General features: G+C 55.4%; 21 protein-coding genes. 10 read left to right on the top strand and 11 right to left on the bottom strand.

Features of this window, described 5'->3' with window-relative positions; translation table 11 throughout:
* The first annotated feature begins 170 nt into the window (after nucleotides 1-170).
* Nucleotides 171-410: a hypothetical protein gene (locus DS739_RS14420; protein WP_231621180.1), complete on the top strand. Its 240-nt coding sequence runs from the start codon at nucleotides 171-173 to the stop codon at nucleotides 408-410.
* Nucleotides 411-532: 122 nt separating this feature from the next.
* Nucleotides 533-2,242 carry an ABC transporter substrate-binding protein gene (locus tag DS739_RS05415; RefSeq protein ID WP_035351521.1) on the top strand — a complete coding sequence of 570 codons (1,710 nt, stop codon included), beginning with the start codon at nucleotides 533-535 and terminating at the stop codon, nucleotides 2,240-2,242.
* Between the two features lie 97 nt (nucleotides 2,243-2,339).
* Here DS739_RS05415 and pstS read toward each other — a convergent pair whose 3' ends face one another.
* From pstS to rpmI, 5 genes are all read right to left on the bottom strand, one after another.
* Nucleotides 2,340-3,386, bottom strand: a complete 1,047-nt coding sequence (gene pstS, locus DS739_RS05410) for a phosphate ABC transporter substrate-binding protein PstS (protein ID WP_081461398.1) — start codon at nucleotides 3,384-3,386, stop codon at nucleotides 2,340-2,342.
* A 19-nt stretch (nucleotides 3,387-3,405) separates the two neighbouring features.
* The gene (gene pheT, locus DS739_RS05405; protein ID WP_006115114.1) at nucleotides 3,406-5,865 is read right to left on the bottom strand and encodes a phenylalanine--tRNA ligase subunit beta; all 2,460 of its coding nucleotides are present in this window, start codon (nucleotides 5,863-5,865) and stop codon (nucleotides 3,406-3,408) included.
* Between the two features lie 3 nt (nucleotides 5,866-5,868).
* Nucleotides 5,869-6,939 (bottom strand): phenylalanine--tRNA ligase subunit alpha, encoded by a 1,071-nt coding sequence (gene pheS / locus DS739_RS05400; protein ID WP_035351523.1) that lies wholly within the window; start codon nucleotides 6,937-6,939, stop codon nucleotides 5,869-5,871.
* 164 nt (nucleotides 6,940-7,103) lie between these two features.
* The gene (gene rplT, locus DS739_RS05395; RefSeq protein ID WP_003622900.1) at nucleotides 7,104-7,463 is read right to left on the bottom strand and encodes a 50S ribosomal protein L20; all 360 of its coding nucleotides are present in this window, start codon (nucleotides 7,461-7,463) and stop codon (nucleotides 7,104-7,106) included.
* Between the two features lie 14 nt (nucleotides 7,464-7,477).
* Entirely contained in the window at nucleotides 7,478-7,678 is a 201-nt protein-coding gene (gene rpmI, locus DS739_RS05390) for a 50S ribosomal protein L35 (RefSeq protein ID WP_003622898.1), read from the bottom strand.
* Between the two features lie 220 nt (nucleotides 7,679-7,898).
* Here rpmI and DS739_RS05385 point away from each other — a divergent pair, with 220 nt between their 5' ends.
* From DS739_RS05385 to DS739_RS05370, 4 genes are all read left to right on the top strand, one after another.
* The gene (locus DS739_RS05385) at nucleotides 7,899-9,371 is read left to right on the top strand and encodes a mannitol dehydrogenase family protein (protein WP_035351527.1); all 1,473 of its coding nucleotides are present in this window, start codon (nucleotides 7,899-7,901) and stop codon (nucleotides 9,369-9,371) included.
* A gap of 404 nt (nucleotides 9,372-9,775) precedes the next feature.
* Nucleotides 9,776-11,104, top strand: a complete 1,329-nt coding sequence (locus DS739_RS05380; protein WP_035351529.1) for a cytochrome c — start codon at nucleotides 9,776-9,778, stop codon at nucleotides 11,102-11,104.
* A gap of 20 nt (nucleotides 11,105-11,124) precedes the next feature.
* Nucleotides 11,125-11,601: a (2Fe-2S)-binding protein gene (locus DS739_RS05375; protein ID WP_006115970.1), complete on the top strand. Its 477-nt coding sequence runs from the start codon at nucleotides 11,125-11,127 to the stop codon at nucleotides 11,599-11,601.
* A complete protein-coding gene (locus tag DS739_RS05370; RefSeq protein ID WP_006115971.1) occupies nucleotides 11,594-13,921 on the top strand; it encodes a xanthine dehydrogenase family protein molybdopterin-binding subunit in 2,328 nt (775 codons plus the stop codon). The genes DS739_RS05375 and DS739_RS05370 overlap by 8 nt, the downstream gene beginning before the upstream one ends.
* A 126-nt stretch (nucleotides 13,922-14,047) precedes the next feature.
* Here DS739_RS05370 and DS739_RS05365 read toward each other — a convergent pair whose 3' ends face one another.
* The 5 genes from DS739_RS05365 to DS739_RS05345 are packed head-to-tail and all read right to left on the bottom strand — an operon-like array spanning nucleotide 14,048 to nucleotide 20,281.
* Nucleotides 14,048-14,491, bottom strand: a complete 444-nt coding sequence (locus DS739_RS05365; protein ID WP_006115972.1) for a SufE family protein — start codon at nucleotides 14,489-14,491, stop codon at nucleotides 14,048-14,050.
* The gene (gene hslU, locus DS739_RS05360) at nucleotides 14,491-15,804 is read right to left on the bottom strand and encodes an ATP-dependent protease ATPase subunit HslU (RefSeq protein WP_006115973.1); all 1,314 of its coding nucleotides are present in this window, start codon (nucleotides 15,802-15,804) and stop codon (nucleotides 14,491-14,493) included. Before hslU ends, DS739_RS05365 begins: the two co-directional genes overlap by 1 nt.
* On the bottom strand, nucleotides 15,804-16,403 hold the full coding sequence (gene hslV / locus DS739_RS05355) for an ATP-dependent protease subunit HslV (protein WP_006115974.1): 600 nt from the start codon (nucleotides 16,401-16,403) through the stop codon (nucleotides 15,804-15,806). Before hslV ends, hslU begins: the two co-directional genes overlap by 1 nt.
* 46 nt (nucleotides 16,404-16,449) lie before the next feature.
* A complete protein-coding gene (locus DS739_RS05350; protein WP_035351530.1) occupies nucleotides 16,450-18,447 on the bottom strand; it encodes a response regulator in 1,998 nt (665 codons plus the stop codon).
* Nucleotides 18,431-20,281 (bottom strand): ATP-binding protein, encoded by a 1,851-nt coding sequence (locus tag DS739_RS05345; protein ID WP_006115976.1) that lies wholly within the window; start codon nucleotides 20,279-20,281, stop codon nucleotides 18,431-18,433. The genes DS739_RS05350 and DS739_RS05345 overlap by 17 nt, the downstream gene beginning before the upstream one ends.
* A 235-nt stretch (nucleotides 20,282-20,516) precedes the next feature.
* On the opposite strand from DS739_RS05345, the gene DS739_RS05340 reads away from it, so the two are divergent.
* Nucleotides 20,517-20,912 carry a hypothetical protein gene (locus tag DS739_RS05340; protein WP_035351532.1) on the top strand — a complete coding sequence of 132 codons (396 nt, stop codon included), beginning with the start codon at nucleotides 20,517-20,519 and terminating at the stop codon, nucleotides 20,910-20,912.
* A 58-nt stretch (nucleotides 20,913-20,970) separates the two neighbouring features.
* Here the strand turns inward: DS739_RS05340 and DS739_RS05335 are convergent, their stop codons facing one another.
* Entirely contained in the window at nucleotides 20,971-22,053 is a 1,083-nt protein-coding gene (locus DS739_RS05335) for a zinc-ribbon domain-containing protein (protein ID WP_050793121.1), read from the bottom strand.
* Between the two features lie 168 nt (nucleotides 22,054-22,221).
* On the opposite strand from DS739_RS05335, the gene DS739_RS05330 reads away from it, so the two are divergent.
* Genes DS739_RS05330 through DS739_RS05320 form a run of 3 tightly spaced genes read left to right on the top strand, consistent with a single transcriptional unit; the run spans nucleotide 22,222 to nucleotide 24,577 of the window.
* Complete coding sequence (locus DS739_RS05330) at nucleotides 22,222-23,004, top strand: cell division ATP-binding protein FtsE (RefSeq protein ID WP_006115979.1); 783 nt, start codon at nucleotides 22,222-22,224, stop codon at nucleotides 23,002-23,004.
* Nucleotides 23,001-23,948, top strand: a complete 948-nt coding sequence (locus DS739_RS05325; protein ID WP_035351539.1) for an ABC transporter permease — start codon at nucleotides 23,001-23,003, stop codon at nucleotides 23,946-23,948. The genes DS739_RS05330 and DS739_RS05325 overlap by 4 nt, the downstream gene beginning before the upstream one ends.
* A gap of 44 nt (nucleotides 23,949-23,992) precedes the next feature.
* A complete protein-coding gene (locus tag DS739_RS05320) occupies nucleotides 23,993-24,577 on the top strand; it encodes a YdcF family protein (RefSeq protein WP_035351770.1) in 585 nt (194 codons plus the stop codon).
* The last annotated feature ends 3 nt before the right edge of the window (nucleotides 24,578-24,580 follow it).

The raw sequence follows: 24,580 nt of genomic DNA, 5'->3' as shown, positions 1-24,580 counted from the left end.
GTTATCCCTAACATGGCATGCACTGCCCTAGCCATATTACCCAAAGCATTGGCCTCATTATTCACGCATTTTCTTGCCATTATGTGAACGCATCGGGCTTGCACGCCACATATCAGCGCCTACCTGCTTTGTTCTTGGCGAACAGGCCCAAACAACGCTATGCTGGAGGTATGATGAAACAGTTTTCTTCATTGCGGCGCACGTACAAGGTCGCCCTTATGTTGCTGGCCGGATTTGGGCTTGCTGCCTGCGCGCATGATCCGCACCGGCACTATTATCACCCCGGCTCAAACCATGGGCGTGCCGCGCCTGGCTGGTACCGCCCCCCTCTTACACCGCAGCAGGGTACCAACCCTTATAAGCACTCCACCACCAACTATGGTGGCGGCTCAATGCGCTATGACCAGTAAATTTGTACGAATCTGCATTATTATCGCCACAATAGTTGTGGGCATAATGATGGTGTCGTCCCTTTACAAAAACCTTAGCACGTTGATGACATCTCCTTCCCCTGAAGCGGCTATGGAGCAGAATTCTGGCCAGTAAGTCTGGCAAGCTGTTTCGCTGTGCCTGTTTTTGTCTGCTGCTTACAGCCAGCACAACAAAAGCAGGTATGGCCGCGCCTATTTTAGATGCCCCTGCCGCATCCGTCCCACATATGGGGGGCACTTTACGCTTGGTTGCGGCCTCTTCTGGCGGCACATTAGATCCCCAGATCAATTACTCCGGCAAATACATTAATCTGTTTGCCAATGTGTATGATGGGTTAACCACCTTCCGCAAAGCAGATGGTCTGGCTGGGGCAGACGTGGTGCCAGATTTGGCTGAAGACCTTCCACACCCCGAAGATGGTGGCCTGACCTACACTTTCCGCCTGCGTGAAGGCATTATTTTTTCCACCGGGCAGCCTGTCACCACGGCTGATGTTGTGGCATCCTTCCGACGGATTTTTCGTGTTGGCAGCCCAACGGCAGGGTCTTTTTACGGGGCTATCAAAGGGGCCGATGCCTGCCTACGCAGCCCGACAGACTGCAAGCTTGAAGGGGTTGTAGAAAACCCTGCCACACGCAGCATTACATTTCATCTCACCACGCCTGATACAGAATTCCTGCATAAACTGGCATTTACGCACGCCGTGATTTTACCGGCCAATACGCCAGACCATGATACCGGCAATGTGCCTTTACCAAGCACCGGCCCCTATCAGCTTACAGTGTATGACCCGAACCGGTTTTTAAAGCTGGCACGCAATCCATATTTTAAGGAATGGAGTGCACAGGCACAGCCTCTCGGCTACCCTGATGACATAGAATACACCTTTGGCATACCGGATGAAGCTGCCGTAACCGCCGTAGAAAACGGGCAGTATGACTGGATGGCAGACCCCATCCCCCTAGACCGACTTGGGGAATTAGGCAGCCGGTTTGCTGGCCAGACACATGTGTTGCGCCACCCGGCCATGTATTTCCTACCCATGAACATGCGGGAGGCGCCTTTTTCTTCCCTCAAGGCGCGGCAAGCCGTCAATTACGCACTCAACCGCAAGGCCATGACCATTCTTTATGGTGGCCCCGGTATTGCGCGCCCACTCTGCGGGATGTTGCCTTCTACTTTGCCAGCTCCCTCTACGCAGTGTTTTTATACTAAAGATGCCTCTCCCGAATCCCCTGCCCCTATGTGGCGCGGCGTGGATATGGAAAAAGCCCGCAATCTGGTGCGTGAAAGCGGAACATATGGCCAGAAAGTCACGGTAATTGCTGCCAATACCAGTGTTGATCTGGCTATGGGCGCATGGGTGCGGGATATGTTGCAAAACCTTGGCTACCGCGCCAACCTACGCCCACTTAGCAGTGCGCTGGCTTTTTCCTACATGCAGAATTCAGATAACCATGTGCAGATTGGCGTGGCCTCTTGGTCTGCCGATTATCCATCGGCTTCCAATTTTTTGGATGCTTTATTGGGGTGTGAAAATATTCATCCCGGTTCAGACAGCTCCATCAATATTCCCGGCTTTTGCAATCACGATGTGCAAAGACTGATGGATAAAGCCAAAACGGATGTTAGCCTGACAGCCCAAGCACAAAACGCCTTGTGGCAAGAGGCCGACAAACTGGTTATGGAACAAGCCCCCGTAGCTCCAGCCATTGAAAAAGATGCTGTAATTTTAACATCCCCACGCCTGAAAAACCTGTTGTTTACACCCGTAAACCAGCTTTTATTCTCTCAGGCATGGGTGCAGTAACTTATCCCGGTTCATACGTTATCCACAGAATCTGTGGATGAAACGTGGGACAACCGCAGGATGAACGCGGGAAGAACCGAATAACCCTGTTATCCGCCTATTTCAGCCGCTCCAGAACGGCATCTCGCACAGTTGCAGGCAATGGCACATAGTCCAGCTCCCGGCTGGCGGCCTCTCCATCCTTCACGCCCCAACGGAAGAACGTTCTTACAGCGTTTCCGTGGTTTGCTTCATTTGCTTCACGCGGCACCAATGCATAGGTGGTGGTTACAATCGGCCAGCTTCCGGCTCCATCTGCATCACAAAGCGAAGCTGTCATGTCTGCTTGATCCCATGTGGCGTTTTCTGCCGCCCGCGTAAAACTGTTAACAGAGGGCACCACAAATTCCCCTGCCCGGTTTTGCAGAACAACGGTGGAAAGGTGGTTGCGTTCCGCATAAGCGTATTCCGCATACCCCACACTGCCTTCTGTATTTTTTACGTAAGAGGCAATACCATCATTCCCGCGCGCACCTGCACCAACAGGCCATGCAACAGACGTGCCGCGCCCCACCTGCTTCTCCCACGTGGGGGAAACCCGGCCGAGATATTCTGTAAACACATAGGTTGTGCCAGATCCGTCTGCCCGGTGTAGCGGAGCCACGGGCAGATCCGGCAACGTGACACCGGGGTTGAGCGCAACAATCTGCGGATCATTCCATTGCGTGATGGAACCATCATAAATAGCTGCCAGAACGGGGCCAGTAAGACGCAACGCACCTTCTGGCACGCCTGGTACATTGGCAATAATAACAATGCCACCAATAGCGGTAGGAAACTGGAGCAAATGCCCAGCCTCCAGCCGCGCATGAGGCATTGGGGCATCGGATGCACCAAAATCCACTGTGCCAGCCAAAACCTGATTCTGCCCAGCGCCAGAACCAATGGTCTGATAATTAAGCTGCACACCTGTTTGCGCCGCAGAATGAGCAGACCATGACTGATACAAGGGCGCGGCAAAGCTGGAACCGGCCCCTGTAATTTGTTCGGCCCGCGCCTGTGGCAAAACGCCACCCGCCAAGCCACACAACAAGGCAGACAGGAAAACAGTTTTCTTCCAACTCATGTTTTCAGCCCTGCCTGCCATGATGCGCTTTTCCTTCATACAACCCAGCTCCTTCTGCTTAACGCAGGGTTGCACCCGTTGCCTTGGTAACAGCGGCAACAATTTTTTCAGATACAGCTTCCAGTTCCGCATCTGTCAGGCTTTTATCCATTGGCTGAAGCGTAACTTCCACACCAATAGAGCGATGCCCTTCTGGCACGTGCGGGCCTTCATACACATCAAACAGGCTTACATCTGCAACAAGCTGGCGCTCTGCCCCACGCACAGCACGCAGCAGCTTTTCACCCGGCACATCGCGCGCCACAACAAATGCAAAATCACGCCGCACTGGCTGGAACGCAGAAAGACGCGGTGCGACTTTCTTTTTGCGTTTGGGGTCTGGCACCATATCTGGCAGCAATTCAAACCCTACAACCGGCACATCAATACCCTCGGCCTGAAGCAGAGATGGATGCAATTCACCAAAATAGGCCAGCACGTTTTTTGGCCCCTGCCGCAGCACGCCAGAACGACCGGGATGATACCAGCCCGGCGCATCTGTGGTGGTGCTCATGGCATCTGGGTTTACACCAAGCTGCTGGAGCAGTTCCAGCGCATCTGCCTTAACCGCCCACAGAGAAACAGGCTGCCCCGCCCGCCCCGGATAACGCGGTGTGTGGCCAGAGCGCACACCGGCTACCACAGGTTGCTGGCTATTTTCTGCAAAGGCTGGGCCAACTTCAAACAGCCCCAGATCACCCCAGCCACGTGCGCTGTTATGCTTAACCGCAGCCAACAGATTGATCATGGGTGTGGGGCGCATCTGGTCTAGATCAGACGCAATGGGGTTGAGCAAACGCAGGGATTCCGGCGCGCCACCAAACCGTTCAGCCTCCTCGTGCGAGACGAAAGAGAAACCGACTGTTTCTGTAAGCCCGCGAGCAGCCAAAAAGCGCCGCGCAAGTGCCAGACGCGCCTGACGAGGCGTAAGTGCAGCTTCTGGCACAACCACCACAGATGGCAGCGGCACCGCAGGCACGGCATCCAGCCCTTTAAGGCGCAGCACTTCTTCAACCAGATCGCTTTCTGATTCTATAGCGGCAACACCTTCCGCAGCCTTGGCGGCAACATCAGCCGGAATACCCTCGCCCTGTGCCAGAATAGGCTTTTGGGCAATATCATTCCGCCATGATGGCACGCTTACACGCACCTGCGTATTGTTACGGTCCTGCACCTCAAAACCCAGTTTTTCCAGCAGGTCCACGCTTTCATCAGCAGGCACATCCAGCCCACCCAGATCGCGCACGCGGGCAAAACGCAACGTGGCATCGCGCTGCCAAGCAGGCTGCGCCCCGGCAGAAACAACTTCGCTGGCCTCACCACCACAGAGTTCAATAATCAAGCGTGTTGCCGCTTCCAACGCCGAAACTGGCAGGGCTGGATCTACCCCACGCTCAAACCGATAGCTGGAATCCGAGGAAACCCCCACACGGCGGGCGCTCAGAGCAATTTTCACGGCATCAAATAGGGCACATTCCACAAATACATCTGTGGTTTCTGCTGTTGCACCTGTGGCCTCACCGCCCATAATTCCGGCCAAAGACTGTACGCCAGCCTGATCTGCAATCACGCAGTCTTCTGGGCCAACTGTATAATCCTGCCCATCCAGCGCCCGGAACTGTTCCCCCTCACCCCGGCAGATTGTCAGCTTGCCACCGGCAATTTTGGCAGCATCAAACACGTGCAGCGGGCGGCCGAGATCGAAACAGAAATAGTTGGTGATATCCACCAGCGCGGAAATCGGGCGCAGGCCAATGCTTTCCAACTTGCGCTGAAGCCATTCCGGGCTAGGGCCGTTTTTCACACCACGAATAGTGCGGCCCAACACCCACGGGCAGGCTTCTGGGTAGGAGATATCCCACACCACGGGGGATTCAAATGTGCCTTCCACCGTTTCTGCCAGCCACGGGCGCAACGTGCCAAGCCCTGCAGCGGCCAGATCCCGCGCAACGCCGCGTACGCCCAGCGCATCACCTCGGTTGGGAGTAATGGCAATGTCGATCACCACATCATCAAGGCCAGCAAAATCAGCATAGGACTGGCCGGGCAGCGTATCTTCCGGCAGTTCTGCAATGCCGTTGCTTTCTTCACCAAGACCCAGTTCACGCAGGGAGCACAGCATACCGCCGCTGGCTTCACCACGAATCTTGCCAGCCTTGATGGTAATATCCAAGCCCGGCACATAGGTACCCGGTTTGGCAAAAATAACAGCTAGCCCTTTGCGTGCATTGGGGGCACCACATACCACCTGCACATCCTGAAAACCGGGGCCCGCATCTACCCGGCACACCTGAAGGCGGTCTGCATTAGGGTGCGGTTGGGCATCCAGAATACGGGCCGTTAAAAATGGCTCAATCGCCGCGCCACGGTTTTCAACGCTTTCAACCTCAAGCCCAATCTGGTTCAGCTTTGCGCAGATTTCTTCCAGCGTGGCCTGCGTATCCAGATGGTCATACAACCAAGATAGCGTGAACTTCATTCCTCACACCCCCTCATGCAGTAGCGCGGGCGCAAGCGGGTCCGACCCATAATAGCGCAGCCAGCGGATATCACTTTCATAAAACGAACGCAGATCGGGAATACCGTTCTTCAGCATAGCCAGCCGTTCAATGCCCATGCCAAAGGCAAAGCCCTGCCATTCATGCGGGTCCAACCCACAGTTGGCCAGCACACGGGCATGCACCATGCCTGCGCCCAGCACTTCCAACCAATCTTCCCCACCGCCGATCTCACCAGTTTTACGAGACCAGCCGATATCCACTTCCAAGGAAGGTTCGGTAAACGGGAAGTAGGAGGAACGGAAGCGCACCGGCAATTCCGGCTTACCGAAGAACGCCCGCAAAAATTCAATCAGGCAGCCTTTCAGGTGCCCTAGTGTAATGCCCTTGCCCACAACCAAGCCTTCGCACTGGTGGAACATGGGGGAGTGCGTGGCATCATGATCGGCCCGGTAGGTACGGCCCGGCACAATCACGCGGATAGGCGGCTTTTGCGCCAGCATGGTACGAATTTGCACGCCAGATGTCTGGGTACGCAGCACGCGCGTAACATCCAGCCCCGGCTGTGGCGGCAAATAAAACGTATCATGATCCGTACGTGCAGGATGATGATCGGGCGTGTTGAGGGCGGAAAAGTTGTGCCAGTCTGTTTCGATATCCGGCCCTTCTGCCACCTTAAAGCCCATGGCGCCAAAAATGGCGGTCATTTCTTCAATCGTGCGGCTGATGGGGTGCAGGTAACCCTGTTCTACCGGTGGTGGTGGCAGAGTAACATCCACCCGCTCGGCAACCAAACGGGCTTCCAGCGCTGCGGCTTCCAGCTCTTTACCGCGCGCTTCAATTGCACGGGTGAGTTCATCACGCAGGCGGTTGAGCGCCACACCACGGGCTTTGCGTTCATCGGGCTGCATTTTCCCCAGCGCTTTGAGCAAAGCCGTCAGCCTGCCAGATTTTCCCAGGGTGCTGACACGCACAGCATCCCATGCTTTCAGGTCTGTGGCGCCAGCCAGTTCGGACAGGACTTCCTGCCGCAGAATCTCAAGATCGTTGCTCATGAAACCTCACGCGAGGAGAAAATGCTTACCGGGCGGATACAATCTCCCGCAGCGGGAGAAAAGCCCCAAGAGGGAAAACCATATCCTCCCTCACCGGCACCAAGCAAAAAGGCCGCCCACGTGGGACGGCCTTTTCTTCAACCTTATCGTATCAGACAGGCAGATCAGGCAGCCAGAGCAGCCTGAGCCTTCTTTACGATTTCAGCAAAGGTTGCGGCATCATCAAACGCAATGGCGGCCAGCACCTTACGATCGATTTCGATACCAGCCTTGTCCAGACCGTTAATGAAACGGCTATAGGTCAGGCCATGTTCGCGCACCGCAGCGTTGATACGCTGAATCCACAGAGCGCGGAATTCACGCTTTTTGTTGCGGCGGTCACGGTAAGCATAGCGCAGTGCCTTTTCAACACGTTCCAGCGCAATGCGATAGTTGGTGGAGGAGCGGCCGCGATAACCCTTGGCCAGTTCCAGAACCTTTTTATGACGAGCAAGGGTGGTAACACCCCGTTTTACACGTGCCATGAATCAGATGCTCCTTATAGCCCGTAGGGGGCCCACTGCTTGACGGTACGACCGTCCTGCGGGGTCATGGTCTGCGTGCCGCGTGCGGAGCGCTTCATTTTCTGTGTGCGCTTAATAAGGCCGTGGCGTTTACCGCACGGACCAGAGAGCACCTTGCCGGTTGCGGTGATTTTAAACCGCTTCTTGACCGACGACTTGGTCTTCATCTTGGGCATTTCAACACTCCTGAAAAACTCTGGATAACGTTACCTTAATTAAAAGGTAACCAACCACGGCCGGGCATGCCCTACAAGCCCGGACGCGTGTGCGAATGCGCTCCCTTAACGGAAAGCCCCATCACTTTCAAGCCTCACATACGCAGCTTTCTTGCTTATGCTGCGTTTTGCCCCAACATTATTCACCAACAGATATTTTAAAGCGAGGTACACAGTTTTCATGATCCCTCTTTCCAACGCCACACTGCATCAGCTTCCTGTTCAGGTTACAACGCCGCGTTATAATCGGCAGAAAACCACAGCAGGCATTGCGCATCTTGGCGTGGGCAATTTTCATCGCGCCCATCAGGCCATGTATATCAACAAAGTTCTGGAGCGTGAGGGCCAGCAAGGCTGGGCCATTGTTGGTGTGGGATTGCGCAACTCCGCGCGGGAAGACAAGCGCGCAGCCATTATGGCGGAACAGGATAACCTGTACACCCTCACCACCTTTGCGCCCGATAGCTCCCATGAAACCAGTGTTATCGGCAGCATTATAGAATATGTGCATGCTGCCAAAGATCGTGCTGCCGCCATTAAACGCCTGACAGATCCGGATATTAAAATTGTCACCCTGACCATTACAGAAGGTGGCTACTACTTGGATGCCAAAGGCAACTTCACGCTGGATCACCCTGATATTAAAGCAGATTTGGCGCGTGATGTACCCGAAACAGCATTCGGGCTGGTATGTGAAGCCCTACGCCAGCGGCGCGAAAGCGGCACCGGCCCCTTTACAGTGCTCAGCTGCGATAACCTGCGCCATAACGGCAAGGTGGCCCGCACAGCTTTTTGCACCTACGCCACAGCGCGTGATCCCATTTTGGGCGCATGGATAAAAGAAAACGTTAGCTTTCCATCCAGCATGGTGGACCGGATTACACCCTCCGTTGGTGAAGCCGATATAACACGATTGGATGCTCTGACAGGCGTGGCCGACCAGATGCCCATTTTTGCAGAAGACTTCACTCAATGGGTTATCGAAGATCATTTCTGCGCGGGCCGCCCGGAACTGGAAACTGTGGGCGTACAGTTTACGGATGATGTTGGGCCTTATGAGCAGGTGAAACTGCGTATGCTCAACGCCTCTCACTCCATGCTGGCACTTCCCGGCGTGCTGATGGGGTATGACACCGTGCCTCATGCCATAGCCGACACCTTGTTGCTGGGGCATCTGGAACGTTTTCTGACCGAAGATGCCTCACCGTTCATTACACCGCCCAAAGGTCTTTCTCTGGCGCAATATGCTCAGCAGGTGCTGCACCGCTTCCGCAACCCGGCGGTTGGGGATCAGCTTTTACGCATTGCCTCCGATAGCGGCTCTAAACTGCCTGTGTTCCTGACAGATACTGTCAATGGTGTTCTCAGCTCTGGGCGCGATCATTGGCGGCTGGCGTTTGGCACGGCTTGTTTTTTAGAATATCTGCGCGGCACTACGGATAAGGGCACGCCCTACACCATTACAGAACCTGCCATCAACGCAGAGCAACTGGCGCTAGCACGCGCAGAAGATCTGGCCGCAGGATTACAGATGACTGTTTTTGCAGGCTGGAACCTGAAAGATTACCCCAATTTTGCAACTGATGTTGTAAAGCTACGCCAGAGCATTCGTGCACAAGGCACACACAAAACCCTTGCCCAGCACGCTGGCTAACCAAGCTTAGGCTTTATATGCCTTAAATTACCGTTGCGCTCCCTACCCTGCCTACCAAACACAGCCAGACCAGAGAGCGCAACGACCCCTTTCATCGCAAAAATATGATTTCTTTCAAGAACTGAGCGCATGGCATACATGCAAAATCAACGCTTAACTATATTCATTGAAATATAGATAAAGATCAAACCCCTGTTTTTCTGCAATATTCTCAGCAGGCAAATAAATCTTATTCAGATTTCACTGTAATACAGTGGAACCTATGCGTTTATTTACATCGCAAATCCAGATAAGAATTGTCCTGAATCAAGAAACGAACCTCAGACGCTGATCCATCGGCTCATGGCGCGTAGGCTTACGTGTTGCCCGCCAGATGGTACGTTTTTCACGGGATTGGGGGTAGAGTGATCAAACGTCTTCTAGCGGGAGTAGCCGCGGCCGGGGTCCTTGGGGGGCTCGGGTTCTTATATTATGCGTGGTATCCACCGATTGCACCAATTGAGCGGCCAAACCCCGCCAGCTTTTCTGCCGAGCAGATAGAACGCGGGCGGATTGTGGCGGCTGAAGGGTATTGCGCCGAATGTCACACCCGCACAGATAACGGCGGCGGCCCGGAACTGGCTGGTGACTATAAAATGGATACCCCGTTTGGGGCCATCTATTCTTCCAACATCACACCAGATGTTGAAATGGGCATTGGTGCCTGGTCGGAAGAGGCCTTCCGCCGCGCCATGCATCTTGGTGTATCCCGCAAGGGCGTGCATCTGATCCCGGCTTTCCCGTACGATCATTTCACCAAGATGACGGATCAGGATATTTCCGATCTGTATGCCTACATCATGACACGCCCAGCCGTGCATATGTCTCGCCGCCCGAACGAACTGCCTTTCCCGCTCAGCCTGCGTATTCTTCAGGCGGGTTGGAAGCTGCTGTATCTGCGCCCCGGCGTGTACAAGCCCGACCCTCGGCATGATGCCCTGTGGAACCGCGGCGCCTATCTGGCCGAAGGCAACGCCCATTGCGGCGCATGCCATACCCCGCGTGACCTTATGGGAGCCGAAAAGAAAGGCTCTGCCTACGATGGCGCTGTGGTGGATAACTGGATTGCGCCCGCTCTTAACGAGCACAACCCAACCCCCACCACATGGACGGAAGACGAGCTGTTCCAGTATCTGCGCTTTGGCGTAGCACCATTGCACGGCCCGGCTGGTGGGCCTATGTCCCCCGTGCCGCATCGCTTCCTTTCCACTGTGCCGGAAGAAGATGTGCATGCCATTGCGCATTACTTTGCGGATGTGGATCACGCTGCCGAGCGTGAAAAGAACGATAAGGCCGCCTTGGCTCGCGCCATGGAAGAATCCAAAACCGATCTGATCGGCCCGAATGTGGACCCAGACGCAAAGCTGTATCAGGGTGCTTGTGCGGCCTGCCATTACAATGCAGCGCCTACGCCTGTTCTTGGCCGCCCGGATCTGGCGCTCAACAACGCACTGTGGCTGGATGAACCCACAAACCTGTATCAGGTTATGCTGCGTGGGCTGACAGCGGAAGAAGGGCAATCTGGCGTAGCCATGCCCAGCTTCTACAATGCGCTGTCTGACAAGGATATGGCCCGCATTGCAGCCTATCTGCGCCGCACCCGCACCACACTGCCACCGTGGACAAACCTTGAGAAAAAGGCCGCCGAAGTGCGCAAGACCGTCCAGCCAGTTCCTGTCAATTCTTCGCACTAAGACGGAACACGGAGCAAGAGATGATAAAATTCAAACTCAATGGCCGTGACGTTTCCGTCGATGTGCCAGAAGATACCCCTTTGTTGTGGGCCCTGCGTGATGATCTGGATCAGACAGGCACAAAGTTTGGTTGTGGCGTAGGCCAGTGCGGTGCATGCACCGTGCTGGTGGGTGGCCGCGCCACCCGCTCCTGCATTACGCCCGTTAGCTCCATAGAAGGCGCTGATGTAACCACGATTGAAGGCCTGCACCCAGAAGGCAAGCACCCTGTGCAGGAAGCCTGGAAGGATATTCAGGTTCCGCAGTGTGGGTACTGTCAGTCGGGCCAGATTATGCAGGCTGTCAGCCTTCTGAAAGATTATCCTAACCCAACGGATGAGCAGATTGATGGCGTAATGGGCGGTAGCCTGTGCCGATGCATGACGTATGTGCGCATCCGCAAGGCGATTAAAAAAGCCGCCGCCGCCATGCAGAAGGAGGAGGCATCTCATGGGTAAGCTAGAACGCATTGCAGCCCGGCAGGATCGGGCCGCTGGCCGTGGGCCTACGCGCCGCGGTTTTCTGCTTACGGCCATGGGCTCGGCCTTTATGTTCGGCTTTGCGCGGCAGGGTAACGCTGCGCAGGTTTATCCGCAGGCTGCAGGCAATCTGCCCGCCGGTGGTGCGTTTGAACCCACAATCTGGTGCTCCATTGCGCCAGATGGCTGGGTGAACGTAAACGTTATCCGTGCGGAAATGGGACAGCATGTTGGCACAGCCCTTGCCCGGATTATTGCCGATGAAATGGAAGCGGACTGGAACAAGGTTCGGATCACCTATGTAGATACAGACCCCAAATGGGGCCTGATGATTACAGGTGGTTCATGGTCTGTCTGGTTGACGTGGGATCAGTTCCGCCAAGCTGGTGCCGCAGCCCGTACCGTCATGGTGGAAGAAGGCGCACGCCTGCTGGGTGTGGCACCTTCTGCCTGTATCGCACGTAATGGGCAGGTTATTGCGGGCAAGCGCTCCATTTCCTACGGTGATATTGTAAGCCGTGCGCACCCCACCCGTACCTTTACGCCAGATGAAATGGCCAAGCTGCCGCTCAAGCCTGCATCTGAACACCGGTTGATCGGGCGTGACGTCAAGGCGCTGGATATTCCTTCCAAAACAGACGGCTCAGCCATTTATGGTATTGATGCCAAGCTGGAAGGCATGGTGTACGCGCGCCCCAAAATGCCGCCCACACGGTATGGCTCCAAAGTGGTTTCTGTTGATGATACGGAAGCCAAAAAGGTTAAGGGCTATATCCGCTACATTGTACTGGATGATCCTTCCAATACGGTGCCGGGCTGGGTTGCGGTTCTTGCTTCCTCCTACCCTGCGGCCATCCGCGCAACAGATGCCCTGAAAGTCACGTGGACACCGGGTAAAACCGCCAACGTGACCGAGCAGGACATTATTGAACACGGCCGCAAGCAGATTGCCGAAAAAACCGGCGGTTCGCGCATCTTCAATGATGCCGGGGTGAATGAAGCGCTGGGCAAAGCCGATAAGGTGGTGGAACGCACTTATACGTGCTCTTCCGTACTGCATTATCAGCTAGAACCCATGAACGCCCTTGCCCGCCTGCATGAAGGCAAGTGGGAAGTACATTGTGGCAACCAGTGGCAAACACTGTTCCTGCCCGTTATTGCCAAGGCGCTTCAGGTTCCCGAATCCGATGTGGTGATGCGCAGCTACCTGCTGGGGGGTGGTTTTGGCCGCCGCCTGAACGGGGATTACGCAGTTCCTGCCGCACTGATTTCCAAAGCCTTGGGCGGCAAGCCTGTTAAACTGATCTTCACCCGGTCTGATGACGTACTATTTGATTCCATCCGCTCACCGTCCATCCAGACCGTGCGCGCGGGTGTCAATAAGGATGGTTCCATCAACGGGTGGGAACACCATGCCTCTGCCGGTTGGCCAACTGGTGTGATGGCTGCCGCCTTTATGGAAAAAGGTGAAGACGGCAAGCCATACGATCAGTTCGCCATTGCAGGCGCTGACCATTGGTACGACGTTGGCCCCATTCTGGTGCGTGCGCTGGATAATGATCTGGCCGATGCCACCTTCCGCCCCGGCTGGCTGCGTTCAGTTAGTTCCGGCTGGACACCATGGGCGCATGAAAGCTTTCTGGATGAACTGGCCCATGATTATGGGAAAGACCCGGTTGATTTCCGCCTTGGATTGCTAACATGCAAAGGCCGCAACGCAGGGAGTGCTCCCAACTCTGTTGGTGGCGCATCCCGCCAGGCCAATGTGCTCAAAAAGCTGGTGGAAAAGTGCGGTTACGGCAAAGTCAGCCTGCCTAAAGATACGGCCATTGGCATTGCCACCACCTTCGGGCAGGAACGCAACATGCCTACATGGACAGCAGGCGCCGCACAGGTGCATGTTGACTGCGAAACAGGTGTTGTAACCTGCCAGAAAATCTGGCTGGTTCTGGATGCAGGCACGATTATTGACCCAGACGGCGCTTTGGCCCAGACCGAAGGCGGCGCGCTGTGGGGCCTGAGCATGGCGCTGTTTGAAGGCACGGAAATTGAAAACGGCAACGTGCGTGACCGCAACCTGAACACCTATACGCCCCTGCGTATTACAGATGTGCCGGATATGGATATTGAGTTCCTGCCTAGCACGGAAAAACCCATGGGGCTTGGTGAACCGGGTGTTACCACCATTGCACCAGCTATTGGCAACGCCATTTTTAATGCTGTTGGCGTGCGTATGCGGCACCTGCCTGTACGCCCGGCTGACATTTTGAAAGCGCTGAAAGAAAAAGGGAACGCCTGATTTTTCAGGCTTCCGCTTTTTTCTAAAGCAGACATAAAAAAACCGGCGGCTGGATTTTTCCAGTACGCCGGTTTTTTTATTTAGAACTGCACCACCTGTGTGCAGGCAGCGCAATTCACATTCTGTTCAGGCCACAGCAGAAGCCGCAACGGAACGAATAGCCCGCGCCATAGCTTCCACCCCGTTGCCTCGGTTGGTGGAAAGCGCCTGCACAAGCCCCAGATCACGCAAAAACTTAGGATCTGTTGCCTGAATTTCTGCCTTGGATCGGCCAGAATATACGCGCAGCAGCAAGGCGACCAGCCCGCACACTATGGCGGCATCAGACAGACCAGCAAAATACAGCTTGCCGTCTTCTTCCTTTTCTTCCAGCCATACTTGGCTTTGGCAGCCAGGCACACGGTGGGCATCATCACACCATTCCTGAGGAAACGGCGGCAGCTTGCGCCCCATTTCTATGATGTACTGATACCGCTCCATCCAATCATCAAAGATTTCCAGCTCATCGCGGATGGCCTCAATAGCTTCTTCTGCCGTATCTTCCTGCGGCGTTACAAATGGTGCTTCCATTACAGAATAAACCTGCTCAGATCTCCCTTGCGCGCCAGTGGCGCGACTTTTTCCTGCACCATTGCAGCATTTACTTCCACGGTTTCGCCCTTACGATCCGATGCCGTGAAAGAGACATCTTCCAACAATCTTTCCAGCACTGTGGCAAGGCGCCGCGCCCCAATATTTTCAACACGGTCGTTAATATCCGCTGCCAGTTCAGCCAGCGCATCTATGGCATCATCTGCAAAGTTTAGGGTAACGCCTTCAGTTCCCATTAGGGCGATATACTGCTTGAGCAGAGAATGTTCGGGGTCTGTTAGAATACGGCGCAAATCTTCGCGGCTCAGAGGCTGCAATTCTACCCGAATAGGCAAACGACCTTGAAGCTCTGGCAAAAGGTCAGACGGCTTGGCCAGATGGAACGCGCCAGAAGCAATAAACAGAATATGGTCTGTGTTTACCGGCCCATATTTGGTGGAAACGGTTGTGCCTTCAATAAGTGGCAGCAGATCGCGCTGCACCCCCTCGCGGGAGACATCGCCACCCTTTGCGCCGCTTTCCGAGGCACGGGCACACACTTTGTCTATCTCATCCAGAAAGACAATGCCGTTTTCCTGCGCATTCGCCACGGCTTCCCGCGTGAGAGCCTCACCATCTAGCAGGCGGTCTGCTTCTTCACGCTTCAGATATTCCCGTGCCACAGAAACCTTGAGCTTTTTCTGCTTGGGGCCACGGTTCATGAAGGCCTTCATCATATCACCAACATTGATGGCCTGCCCCGGCATGGCTCCGGGCATTTCACCGCTTCCGGCAGGGGCCTGCTCGGTTACGGCAATATCAATTTCTTTGTCTTCAAGCTGCCCAGTGCGCAGCATGCTGCGGAATTTGCTTTTTGTATCGGCAGAAGATCCTTCCCCTGCCAGAGCATCTACAATGCGTTCTTCCGCTGCTTGCTGAGCTTTTTCTTCAACATCCTTGCGCCGCGATGTTTTCAGCATGGTGATGGACACTTCCACCAGATCGCGCACAATGCTGTCTACATCACGGCCCACGTAACCCACTTCGGTAAACTTGGTGGCTTCCACCTTTAGGAAAGGCGCCTGAGCCAGTTTTGCCAGCCTGCGGGCAATTTCCGTTTTACCGCAGCCCGTGGGGCCAATCATAAGGATATTTTTGGGCACGACCTCTTCACGCATGCCCTCAGAAAGCTGCGCACGCCGCCAGCGGTTGCGCATGGCAATGGCCACGGCCCGTTTGGCATCCTGCTGGCCCACAATAAACCGGTCCAGTTCGCTTACAATTTCACGCGGGGAAAAATTAGGAGCATCCATTACCGGCTCTCCTGATCTGAGGCTGCCTTAAGTGTTTCCACCCGGACAGAATGATTGGTGTAAACACAGATATCACCGGCAATCTTCATAGATCGCCGCACAATTTCCTCCGCCCCCAACCCATCAACTGTCAGCAGGGCACGCGCGGCGGAAAGTGCGTAATTGCCGCCTGAGCCAATAGCGATAATGCCATCTTCGGGTTCCAAAACATCGCCATTGCCTGTGAGGGTAAAGGAATGTTCGGCATCTGCCACGGCCATCATGGCTTCTAACCGGCGCAGATAACGATCTGTCCGCCAATCTTTTGCCAGCTCCACACAGGCGCGCTCAAGCTGGTTAGGGTAGCGTTCCAGCTTGGCTTCCAACCGCTCAAGCAGGGTAAAGGCATCTGCTGTAGCCCCAGCAAAGCCCGCCAGAATATTATCCTGCGGGCCTATGCGGCGCACCTTGCGGGCATTGCCCTTTACAACCGTGCTGCCTAGCGTGACCTGACCATCGCCCGCCATGGCAACTTCGGCCCCGCGCCGCACGCAGAGAATGGTTGTCCCGTGCCAGCCGACGGGATCATGGGATGAGGAAGCTGTATGAAGAGTATGCATGATCTTCCTCAGATAAGCCTTATTGCGCCCAGAACAAGGGGTTGGCCTATGCAGCCAGCATGGCCTTCACATCTCCTAAAAGCGCATCACGCGTATAAGGTTTGTGCAGCACGGCCACGCCTTGGGGCAAAATGCCCAGATCTGCGTAACCTGTTACAAACAGCACCGGCAGTTCCGCCCGCTCTGCATGAATACGCTGTGCGGCCTCCCCCCCATTCATCCCCGGCATCATCACATCCATCACCACAAGGGCAATATCTGGCCTGTTGCGCACGGTTTCTACAGCTTCTGCCCCGCTGGCAGATTCTAAGACCTCATACCCTGCGCGGCTCAGAAAACCTGCCGTTACGGCCCGCACGCCCGGCTCATCATCCACAACCAGAATAGCGCGGCCCTGTGGGGTGGTTGCCAGTGTGCGGATGTTGGTCGTGGTATTACCAGAAGCCGCAGTGGGCGGGAGAGATGCTGAAAGCTGCGCATCCATGGCCGGGAACCACAATTCCACAGAAGTGCCGCCACCCGGTGTACTTTCTACGCGCACTTCACCACCACAATGGCTGATAAAGCCGTAAATCATGGACAGGCCCAGCCCTGTGCCCTGCCCCATATCCTTGGTGGTAAAAAACGGATCAAAAATGCGGGCACGCATTTCTTCCGTCATGCCCACGCCTCTGTCCGAAACCTGCACCACCACCCATGCGCCAGCATGATCCTTACCAACATGTCGGCCTAACAGCCGGGCAACCTGCCGCACAGAAACGCTGGTGCTGCCGCCCTCCGGCTGCGCATCAATGGCGTTGATGCACAGGCTAAACACCGCCAGCTCAAGCTGCACGGGGTCTGTCCATACAGGTGGCAGAGGTTCTTCGGGCAAGGCAAACTGCACGCTGCTAAAGCGCCCGCTACCTTCTACCAAGGCAGAATCCAGCGCATCCCGAATATCTTCTGGCACCTTGCCCTGCTTCATGAAGCCTTGGAGGTTTTGCATTACGTCCTGCACCTCCACGCGCTGGCATACCAAATGGCGTGGTCGGCTGAAGTCTAGCAACTTGCGCGTAAGTGTGCCCCCTCGGCGTGCAGCTTCCATGGCGTTCTGGTACAGGCGCGCCACACCCGGCTCCCGCGGGGGTTCCAGATCCTGCACCAACTCCAGTGACCCCTGAATGGCGGTAAGCAGATTGTTAAAATCATGCGCAATGCCGCCCGCCAAGGTGCCGATTGCCTGCATTTTCTGGGCCTGCCGCAAGCGCTGTTCCAGCCCCAGCAGGTCTGTCACATCCCGATCAATCAGAATGGAATAATCGGACAACAAGCCCGAACGCACAGGGGCGTTGCGCAAGCTGTCCAACCGCACGCGCGTAAGATCATGCCAGCGGTTTTGCCCATCTGGCCCCGGAAGCTGCAAGACCTGCTGATCCCGGCCAGATGTTTCCAGTGCCTGCTGTGCTTCTTCCAGACTTTCATGCCGTGGGCCATTTACCAGATCTTCTTCTTTCTGGCCCAAGCATTCGGCAACGCTACGGCCAAACTCCCGCGCCATCTGCTGGTTCAGGCGGATAAAGCAACCGTTCTGATCCTTGAACGCCAGCCCAAATGGCAGGTTTTCCAATAGCCCGCGTAGCAAAAGCTGCTCACACTCCAACTCTTTTTCCAGAAAATAGCGCGCAGCCGCCTGCCCTACCATGGAAAGAAGTGTTTCATCATCCCACGGTTTATAGGCGAAAAAGGAGATCTGCCCTTGGTTCAGCGCGGCTTCCACGGCAGAGATATCGGCATATCCTGTCAGCAAAATAGCCCCTGCACCGGAAATATCCCGCGCCTGCGCCAAAAAGACATCACCCGTCATGCCCGGCATGCGCTGGTCCGAGATAATAACCGCTACATCTGGGTTTTCACGCAGCAACGCCAAACCCTGTTCTCCCGATGAGGCAGAAAGAACATGATAGGCCCCTTCCAGCAGGTCTGTCAGCGCAACCAGAATCTCCGGTTCGTCATCCACCACAAGCACGATGGGACGCTGTTTTAGGTCAGGCAACGTTATCACCGCGCCTCTCCTCTCCTGCTCTGTATGGCACGCGGAGGGTGAAACAGGCGCCCCCCAACGTGCTTGCATTGGTTACAACAACATTGCCGCCGTGGGCCTGCACAACACCGTATGCCGTGGCCAGCCCAAGCCCCGTACCAGACCCTACAGGTTTTGTGGTAAAAAACGGTTCAAAAACACGTTCCTGCAACTCTTTGGGCACACCCGGCCCGGTATCGCTTATCTGGATCACGTATTCTTCACCTTTGCCGCTTTCGGCTTGCTCCAAAAACGAGGTGATAAGGATACGATCTGCACGTGGAAGCGTAGGCTCGGAGCTTTGAATCGTCTCGCGCCGTGTGTCCAAAATGGCATCTGCGGCGTTGCTTACAATATTCATAACCACCTGATTTACCAGCGCCGCCTGACACACCAGTTCTGGCGGAGCCTCCAGCTTGCAGGTGACCTCAATATCCTGCCCCAGCTTGGGGGCAAGCAGCGTAAGCACCATGCCTATGGCCTCTGGCACATCCAGACGGCGAAACTCCCCTTCCTCCAAGCGGGAAAAACGGCGTAAACTGGCCACCAGATCCCGCATGCGTGAAAGACCGATAAGAGAGGCAGATAGGCGTTCGCTCCCCTTTTGCAATGCGGTTTCTGCCGTTACCATATCTTGCGATCTCACAGCATGCAGGGCCTTCACCATGCTGCGTTTGACCGTGTTTTCATGCGCCAGCACAAACGCCAATGGGTTGTTAAATTCGTGCGCAATACCGGCAGCCAGTTCCCCCAATGATGCCATTTTGGCAGACTGCACCAGTTTGGCCTGCGCCTCTATCAGCTTGCGATTGGCCGCTGCCAGATCTGCATTGACGCGCCGCAGAGCATCGGCCAGCGCCATACGCGCACGAGCACTTTCTATATGCGCTTCTTCCCGCCGGGCTTCATCTTGCAATGTCTTGCGCCGCACAAGGCTGCCAATGCGGCTCACCAGCAAATCTACTGGCGTATCGGCATCTAGCAGATCATCTATACCGGCATGAAATGCACGGGCCACTTGCTCACCAGATAGGCCACCGTGCTCCACCATGCCCATAATACGCGTGCACTGGCGGCTGCGCCTACGAAAAGCCGCTATGGTGCGGGCAAGCGCCAAGCCATCAAATGCCGGGCAGGCTAGATCCACCACCACACAATCCGGGCAGGCGCGGCTGCCGGCGATACCGGAAAGATCCAGCTTTTCCGGATCTTCCACCAGCAGAGCGTCTTCCCCATTTTGTTGCAGAAGCTCCACCAGATAAGGTTGGCCGCCTCTGGCTGGCTCAAAATCTGCGGGTTTTTGCCTATCAGACCACGCCCACAATACGCCGCCCGGCGCTGTCATGATAACAATGCGCGGCTGGCGAAAAACCACGCCCTCTCGCCCGGCAAGGTCTTCATCATATTCACGCAGCAACGCGCAGATACGAAAAACAAGTAAAAGCGGATTATCCGCCATGCTGAAGCAGCAATCTGCCCCGCGCTCCAGAATTTCGGATTCCTGCCTGCTGTTGGCTTCTGGCAACACCACCACTACAGGAATACCCCGCGTGGCCGCGTTTAAGCGCAACCGCTGGCAAAGTTGGGTGGCGGGCATATCTGGCAAGCGTGCTGGCACAACCAGAAGATCAGGCAGATCTTCATCAAACCCGGCAAAGGCAGAACGGCCATCCGCCACGCTTTTTACACGCAACCCACGCGCCTGCAGCAGAGTTTCAAGATGTGCCTGCCAAGCCGCGTCCACCCCAGCAAACAGGATGGAGCAGGAAAGAAAATCCATAATTTTACCGGCCACCGGCATAAAAGCCGCTGACATGCCCTTCCGAGAGGTCAGTGTAAAAAACGTATTCTAACAAAAATCTTCCTGCACACCCTCATCGCGAATGCGTTACCCATATAAAAACATGCTTTGCATGCGCCATATGGCTATCCATTGGCATGCTTTACCCTGTGCCTGTATATAGATGGCAAGAATAGTCCGCCTGCGCGCTCTGTGGGTTGGATACAGCAAAACCACTCGGCCCTGTTACTGCCGACAAGGAACGATACCAATGGACACGCGCATGCCCCTTTCTTCCCAGTCTTCTGCTGCCTCTCGTTCTGGCACTTCCAGCTTTGCCCTTGTGCGCACAGCCATTTGGTCTGTCTGTTATTTTGCGTTCTATTTTGTGCAACAGGTTGCCGAGCTGTTTGCCCCACTGTTGCTGATTGCTGGTGTGGCATGGGCCGCCCTGCCCGCGCTGGTTAGCGCACTTTCCAAATCTGCCGCATCGGCAGACCCGCAAGCGCGAGATGCCATTGCCAATGTGGCTTCCGCCATTCCGCATCATCTTGCCATTGCTGGGCATGATCTAACAGCCAGCGGCCTGATCTGGGATGGTATTATGCTAATGGCTTTGGCTGCTGCAGGCGCTACTCTGGCAACACTGGCCGGGCGCAGCATGTAAACGCTGCGCAAGCCTACTCTATCCCTAGCAAGCCACGCGCGTCTTTTCGTATCAGGTATTAGCCTGCACGATGCAGGCGCGCCGCAGCAGGCCATGCGTGCACAATGGCATTCCACCAATGCCAGATAGCCACAAAACCGATAACAGCCAGAACAACGCTGATAATCCAGGCTATTTTCCAGAATTTTTCCGTTAAAATCAGCCCACGCACATCCAGCTTGCGCGCCAATTGCGCTTGAGGTTGCGCAACATGCGCCGCCGCACTTTGAGCATAGGCCTGTGCAACTTCCGGCCGCACTTTGGGCATTCCCATAGGCCGCGGCGGGTTTGCAGCTCCTGCTTCTGGCGCAACACGTGGTGCGGCAGATTCCGCAGCGGGTGATGCCTTGCGCAAAGGCTCATAACGTTGGCCCGTTTGTGGTGCAGGCTCTCTGATCTGCTGCTGTTCTGGTGCTGCTACAGGCGTAGGCGCAGCAGAAGGTTTTGCTGCCGCCGATAGCGTTGGCTCCACATGCGGCTGAGCATACGGCGGAGGTGTTTGTTTAACATGCACCTGCCGCACAGTTGTGGGCTGCGGGGCTTCCGAAACAGGCGGCGGCGCAACTGGCTTTTCTGGCTCTGGCGCAGGAGAAGATTTCAGCTCTGCTACAGGCGTCGATTCAGTAACGGGCGCACTTGGAATTTCCGGGGCATGCTGCTGTGGAACAGGCTGAGGTTCCGGCGGGGACTGAACGGCTTCAGGCGCCAACACTTCTTCAACCTGCGCAGATGCTTCGGCTGTTTGCGTAGCGACTGGTTCTTGAACAGGTGCCTGCGGTACCGGAGGTTCTGTTACGGGTGGTGGAAGCTCCGAATCCGGCCTATCGGCAGCAGGAGCTTCCGAAGGTGCCGTGGGAGAATCCACTTTTTTTTGTGGCGCACTTTCTTTCGACGCGCTGTGTGGTGCTGTTGCTTCTGGCTGTGCAGATTGGGGTTGAGCGTGTTCATGCGGCACAGGTTCCGCAACAGGTTCTGGCTGAGGCTGCGGGATCTGAACCCGCCATTTAACGCCACAGGCAGAGCATTTGAGCATTTGCCTTTTGGCAAGAAGAGCCTCTGGAACCTGATAGGCCACACCGCAGGAAGGACAGACGATCTTCATGAACACTCTCTTGATAAAGGCTGCCTTCCTCCCTGCGCCTGCTGCACGCAGATGCGAGGCTAAGGCATCGAACGGAAGAACAGATTTGGCATCCCCCTTAGCACAGGTAACGCCCGTTCGCGCCAGACATCGCGCCAAAAAGATGGAACAGACCGTTTATTAAGCAGTATGTTGTGTCTTTCAATCGACACTTCCCCCGCCTGTCGGTTACACTACATACATGCAACAATCGCTCCGCTTTACGCCACTTCCGCCCTTTATGGTTCCAGCATGATCCGTCTGGAAAACGTTTCATGGCGGCGGGGCAAAAAGCAGAATGCGCTGGTATTGTCCGATCTTTCCTTCTCTATTCCGCAAGGGGGATTCCGCTGGCTTCTTGGCCCATCGGGCGCAGGTAAAAGCAGCCTGCTCAGCCTACTGCACCTTGAAACACTGCCCACGCAAGGGCGTATGCTGCTTTTGGGTAAACCTGTTTCCAAGGCGGAAAAGCGTGCGCATTTTGTGCGCCTGCGGCAGAGAATCGGCATGGTGCATCAGGATTACAAACTTATCCCCGGCTTGAGCGTGGCGGATAATGTGGCCCTGCCTTTGCGCCTGCAAAAACGCCCTGAAGATGAAATTCAGGATGAAATCCAAGCCATTCTTAAATGGGTAGGATTGGGTGAGCGCCTGCATGCCCCCGCATCCAGCCTTTCTGGCGGGGAGCAACAGCGCACAGCCATTGCCCGCGCCATTATCCACCGCCCCGGCCTGATTTTGGCAGATGAACCCACCAACGCGCTGGAAGAAAGCCAAGCCCACCGGTTGCTGGATATGTTTGCTGAACTCAGCGACATGGGTACCACCATGGTTGTGGCCACGCATAACGAGGCCCTGATACGCAGGCTGCAACGCCCTGCCCTCTATCTGGAACGTGGCAGACTGGTGCAGGATGAAGGGGCAGATATATGATTTTGCCCTTTTCTGGCCGCAAGGATGGCTTATCTGTTTCCGAAGCCCTACCAGACCGCAGCCTGTTTGCGCTTGTAGCCATGATGAGTTTTTTGGCAGCCTTAACTCTTGCTGGAGCAACAGGTGCGCGTGCGCTTTCTGCCCGCTGGGCCGGAGGTGCTGCCCAGCTTGTTACCGTGCAGGTGCCAGACCCAGATCAACCTCTTACCCCTACCAGCAAAAAAGAACCCGCAGGCCCCACCCGCGCAGAAGCCGTTTTGGCAGACCTCAACACCTTGCCCCCCGGCTCGGTGATGCACCGTCTGGATAAAGAGGAACTGGCACGGCTTTTAGAACCTTGGTTGGGTGAAGCGGATAATTCGGCCCTTCCTCTGCCAGCCATTATCCGCATTCGTCTGCCAGACAATGCGCAGCTCCCTAATGATCTGGAGCAAACCCTTACCGCGCATGTGCCCGGCACCATTGTTGAGCATAATGCAAGCTGGGGAGAACGTCTGAGGGCACTGGCAAACAGCCTTTTGGCCTGTGCTGGTTTGGCATTGCTAACCGTTGGTGGCATTGCCACGCTTGTAACCGGCCTTGCGACACGGGCAGGCCTTTCAACCCGGCGCGATATTATTAAAATCCTGCATGGGCTGGGTGCATCCGATGGCTATATTGCCGGTCGTTTTGCTTGGCGCACAGCTATGTTGGGGCTAGGTGGCAGCTTGGCAGGCACTGTTTTGGCTATGGTGCCTTTGCTGGTTCTGTTCAGAATGGCAGCACCTTTTGCCAATATCTCACTCCAGTCTGACACGCTGTTGCTGCCAGATTGGCACACTCTGCAAAGCGTTATTCCAACAGATATGCTGGTTGCCTTTGCTGCACTGCCATTCGTTGCGGCCTTTATCTGCTGGGTTACAACACAAAGCATGGTACGCCTATGGCTACGGCGGCTCCCTTAATCCCTCACCACAAACCATCCGGGCCACGCCCTTCTGGCCCGATCATGCTTTTTTTGCGGCTTTTACTTCGGCTGGCATTGCTGGCCTGTTTTGCATTTGCTGGTGGATTTGGCTGGTTTGTAAATGATGCCCTGCGCCCCCCGGGCTATTTGCCCCATGCAGATGGTATTGTTGCGCTTACAGGTGGCGCGGGCCGCATTGATACATCGCTTAATCTGCTAGCGCGTAATCAGGGTGAAAGACTGCTGATTTCCGGCGTGGACACCCAAACCACACTGGCCGCACTTTTACCCTCCACCGCGCCTCCGGCTTTGGCAGAACGTATTACTCTTGGCTATCAGGCACGCTCCACCATTGGCAACGCAACGGAAACAGCCGTTTGGGTTGCTGATAACCATATTACTTCGCTCATTGTTGTTACAGCCAGTTACCACATGCGCCGCGCATTGCTGGAACTCAGCCGCACATTGCCTGATGTCACCCTGTACCCCTATCCGGTGTTGCCTCCAGCCATGGAACATCCTCTGCGTCGTTCATCTTTGCGGCTTCTGGCTTTGGAATATCTCAAATGGTTGGGCGCACTGGGCGGATTTACCTCTCCCAGCCTGAGCCGCACCCTCCATTCCTGAAAA

It is taken from the genome of Acetobacter sp. JWB (assembly GCF_003323795.1).
Classification (GTDB): Bacteria; Pseudomonadota; Alphaproteobacteria; order Acetobacterales; family Acetobacteraceae; genus Acetobacter; species Acetobacter oryzifermentans.
The sequence above is the reverse complement of the archived record's forward strand: the minus strand, read 5'-3'. Positions and strand labels throughout refer to the sequence as shown.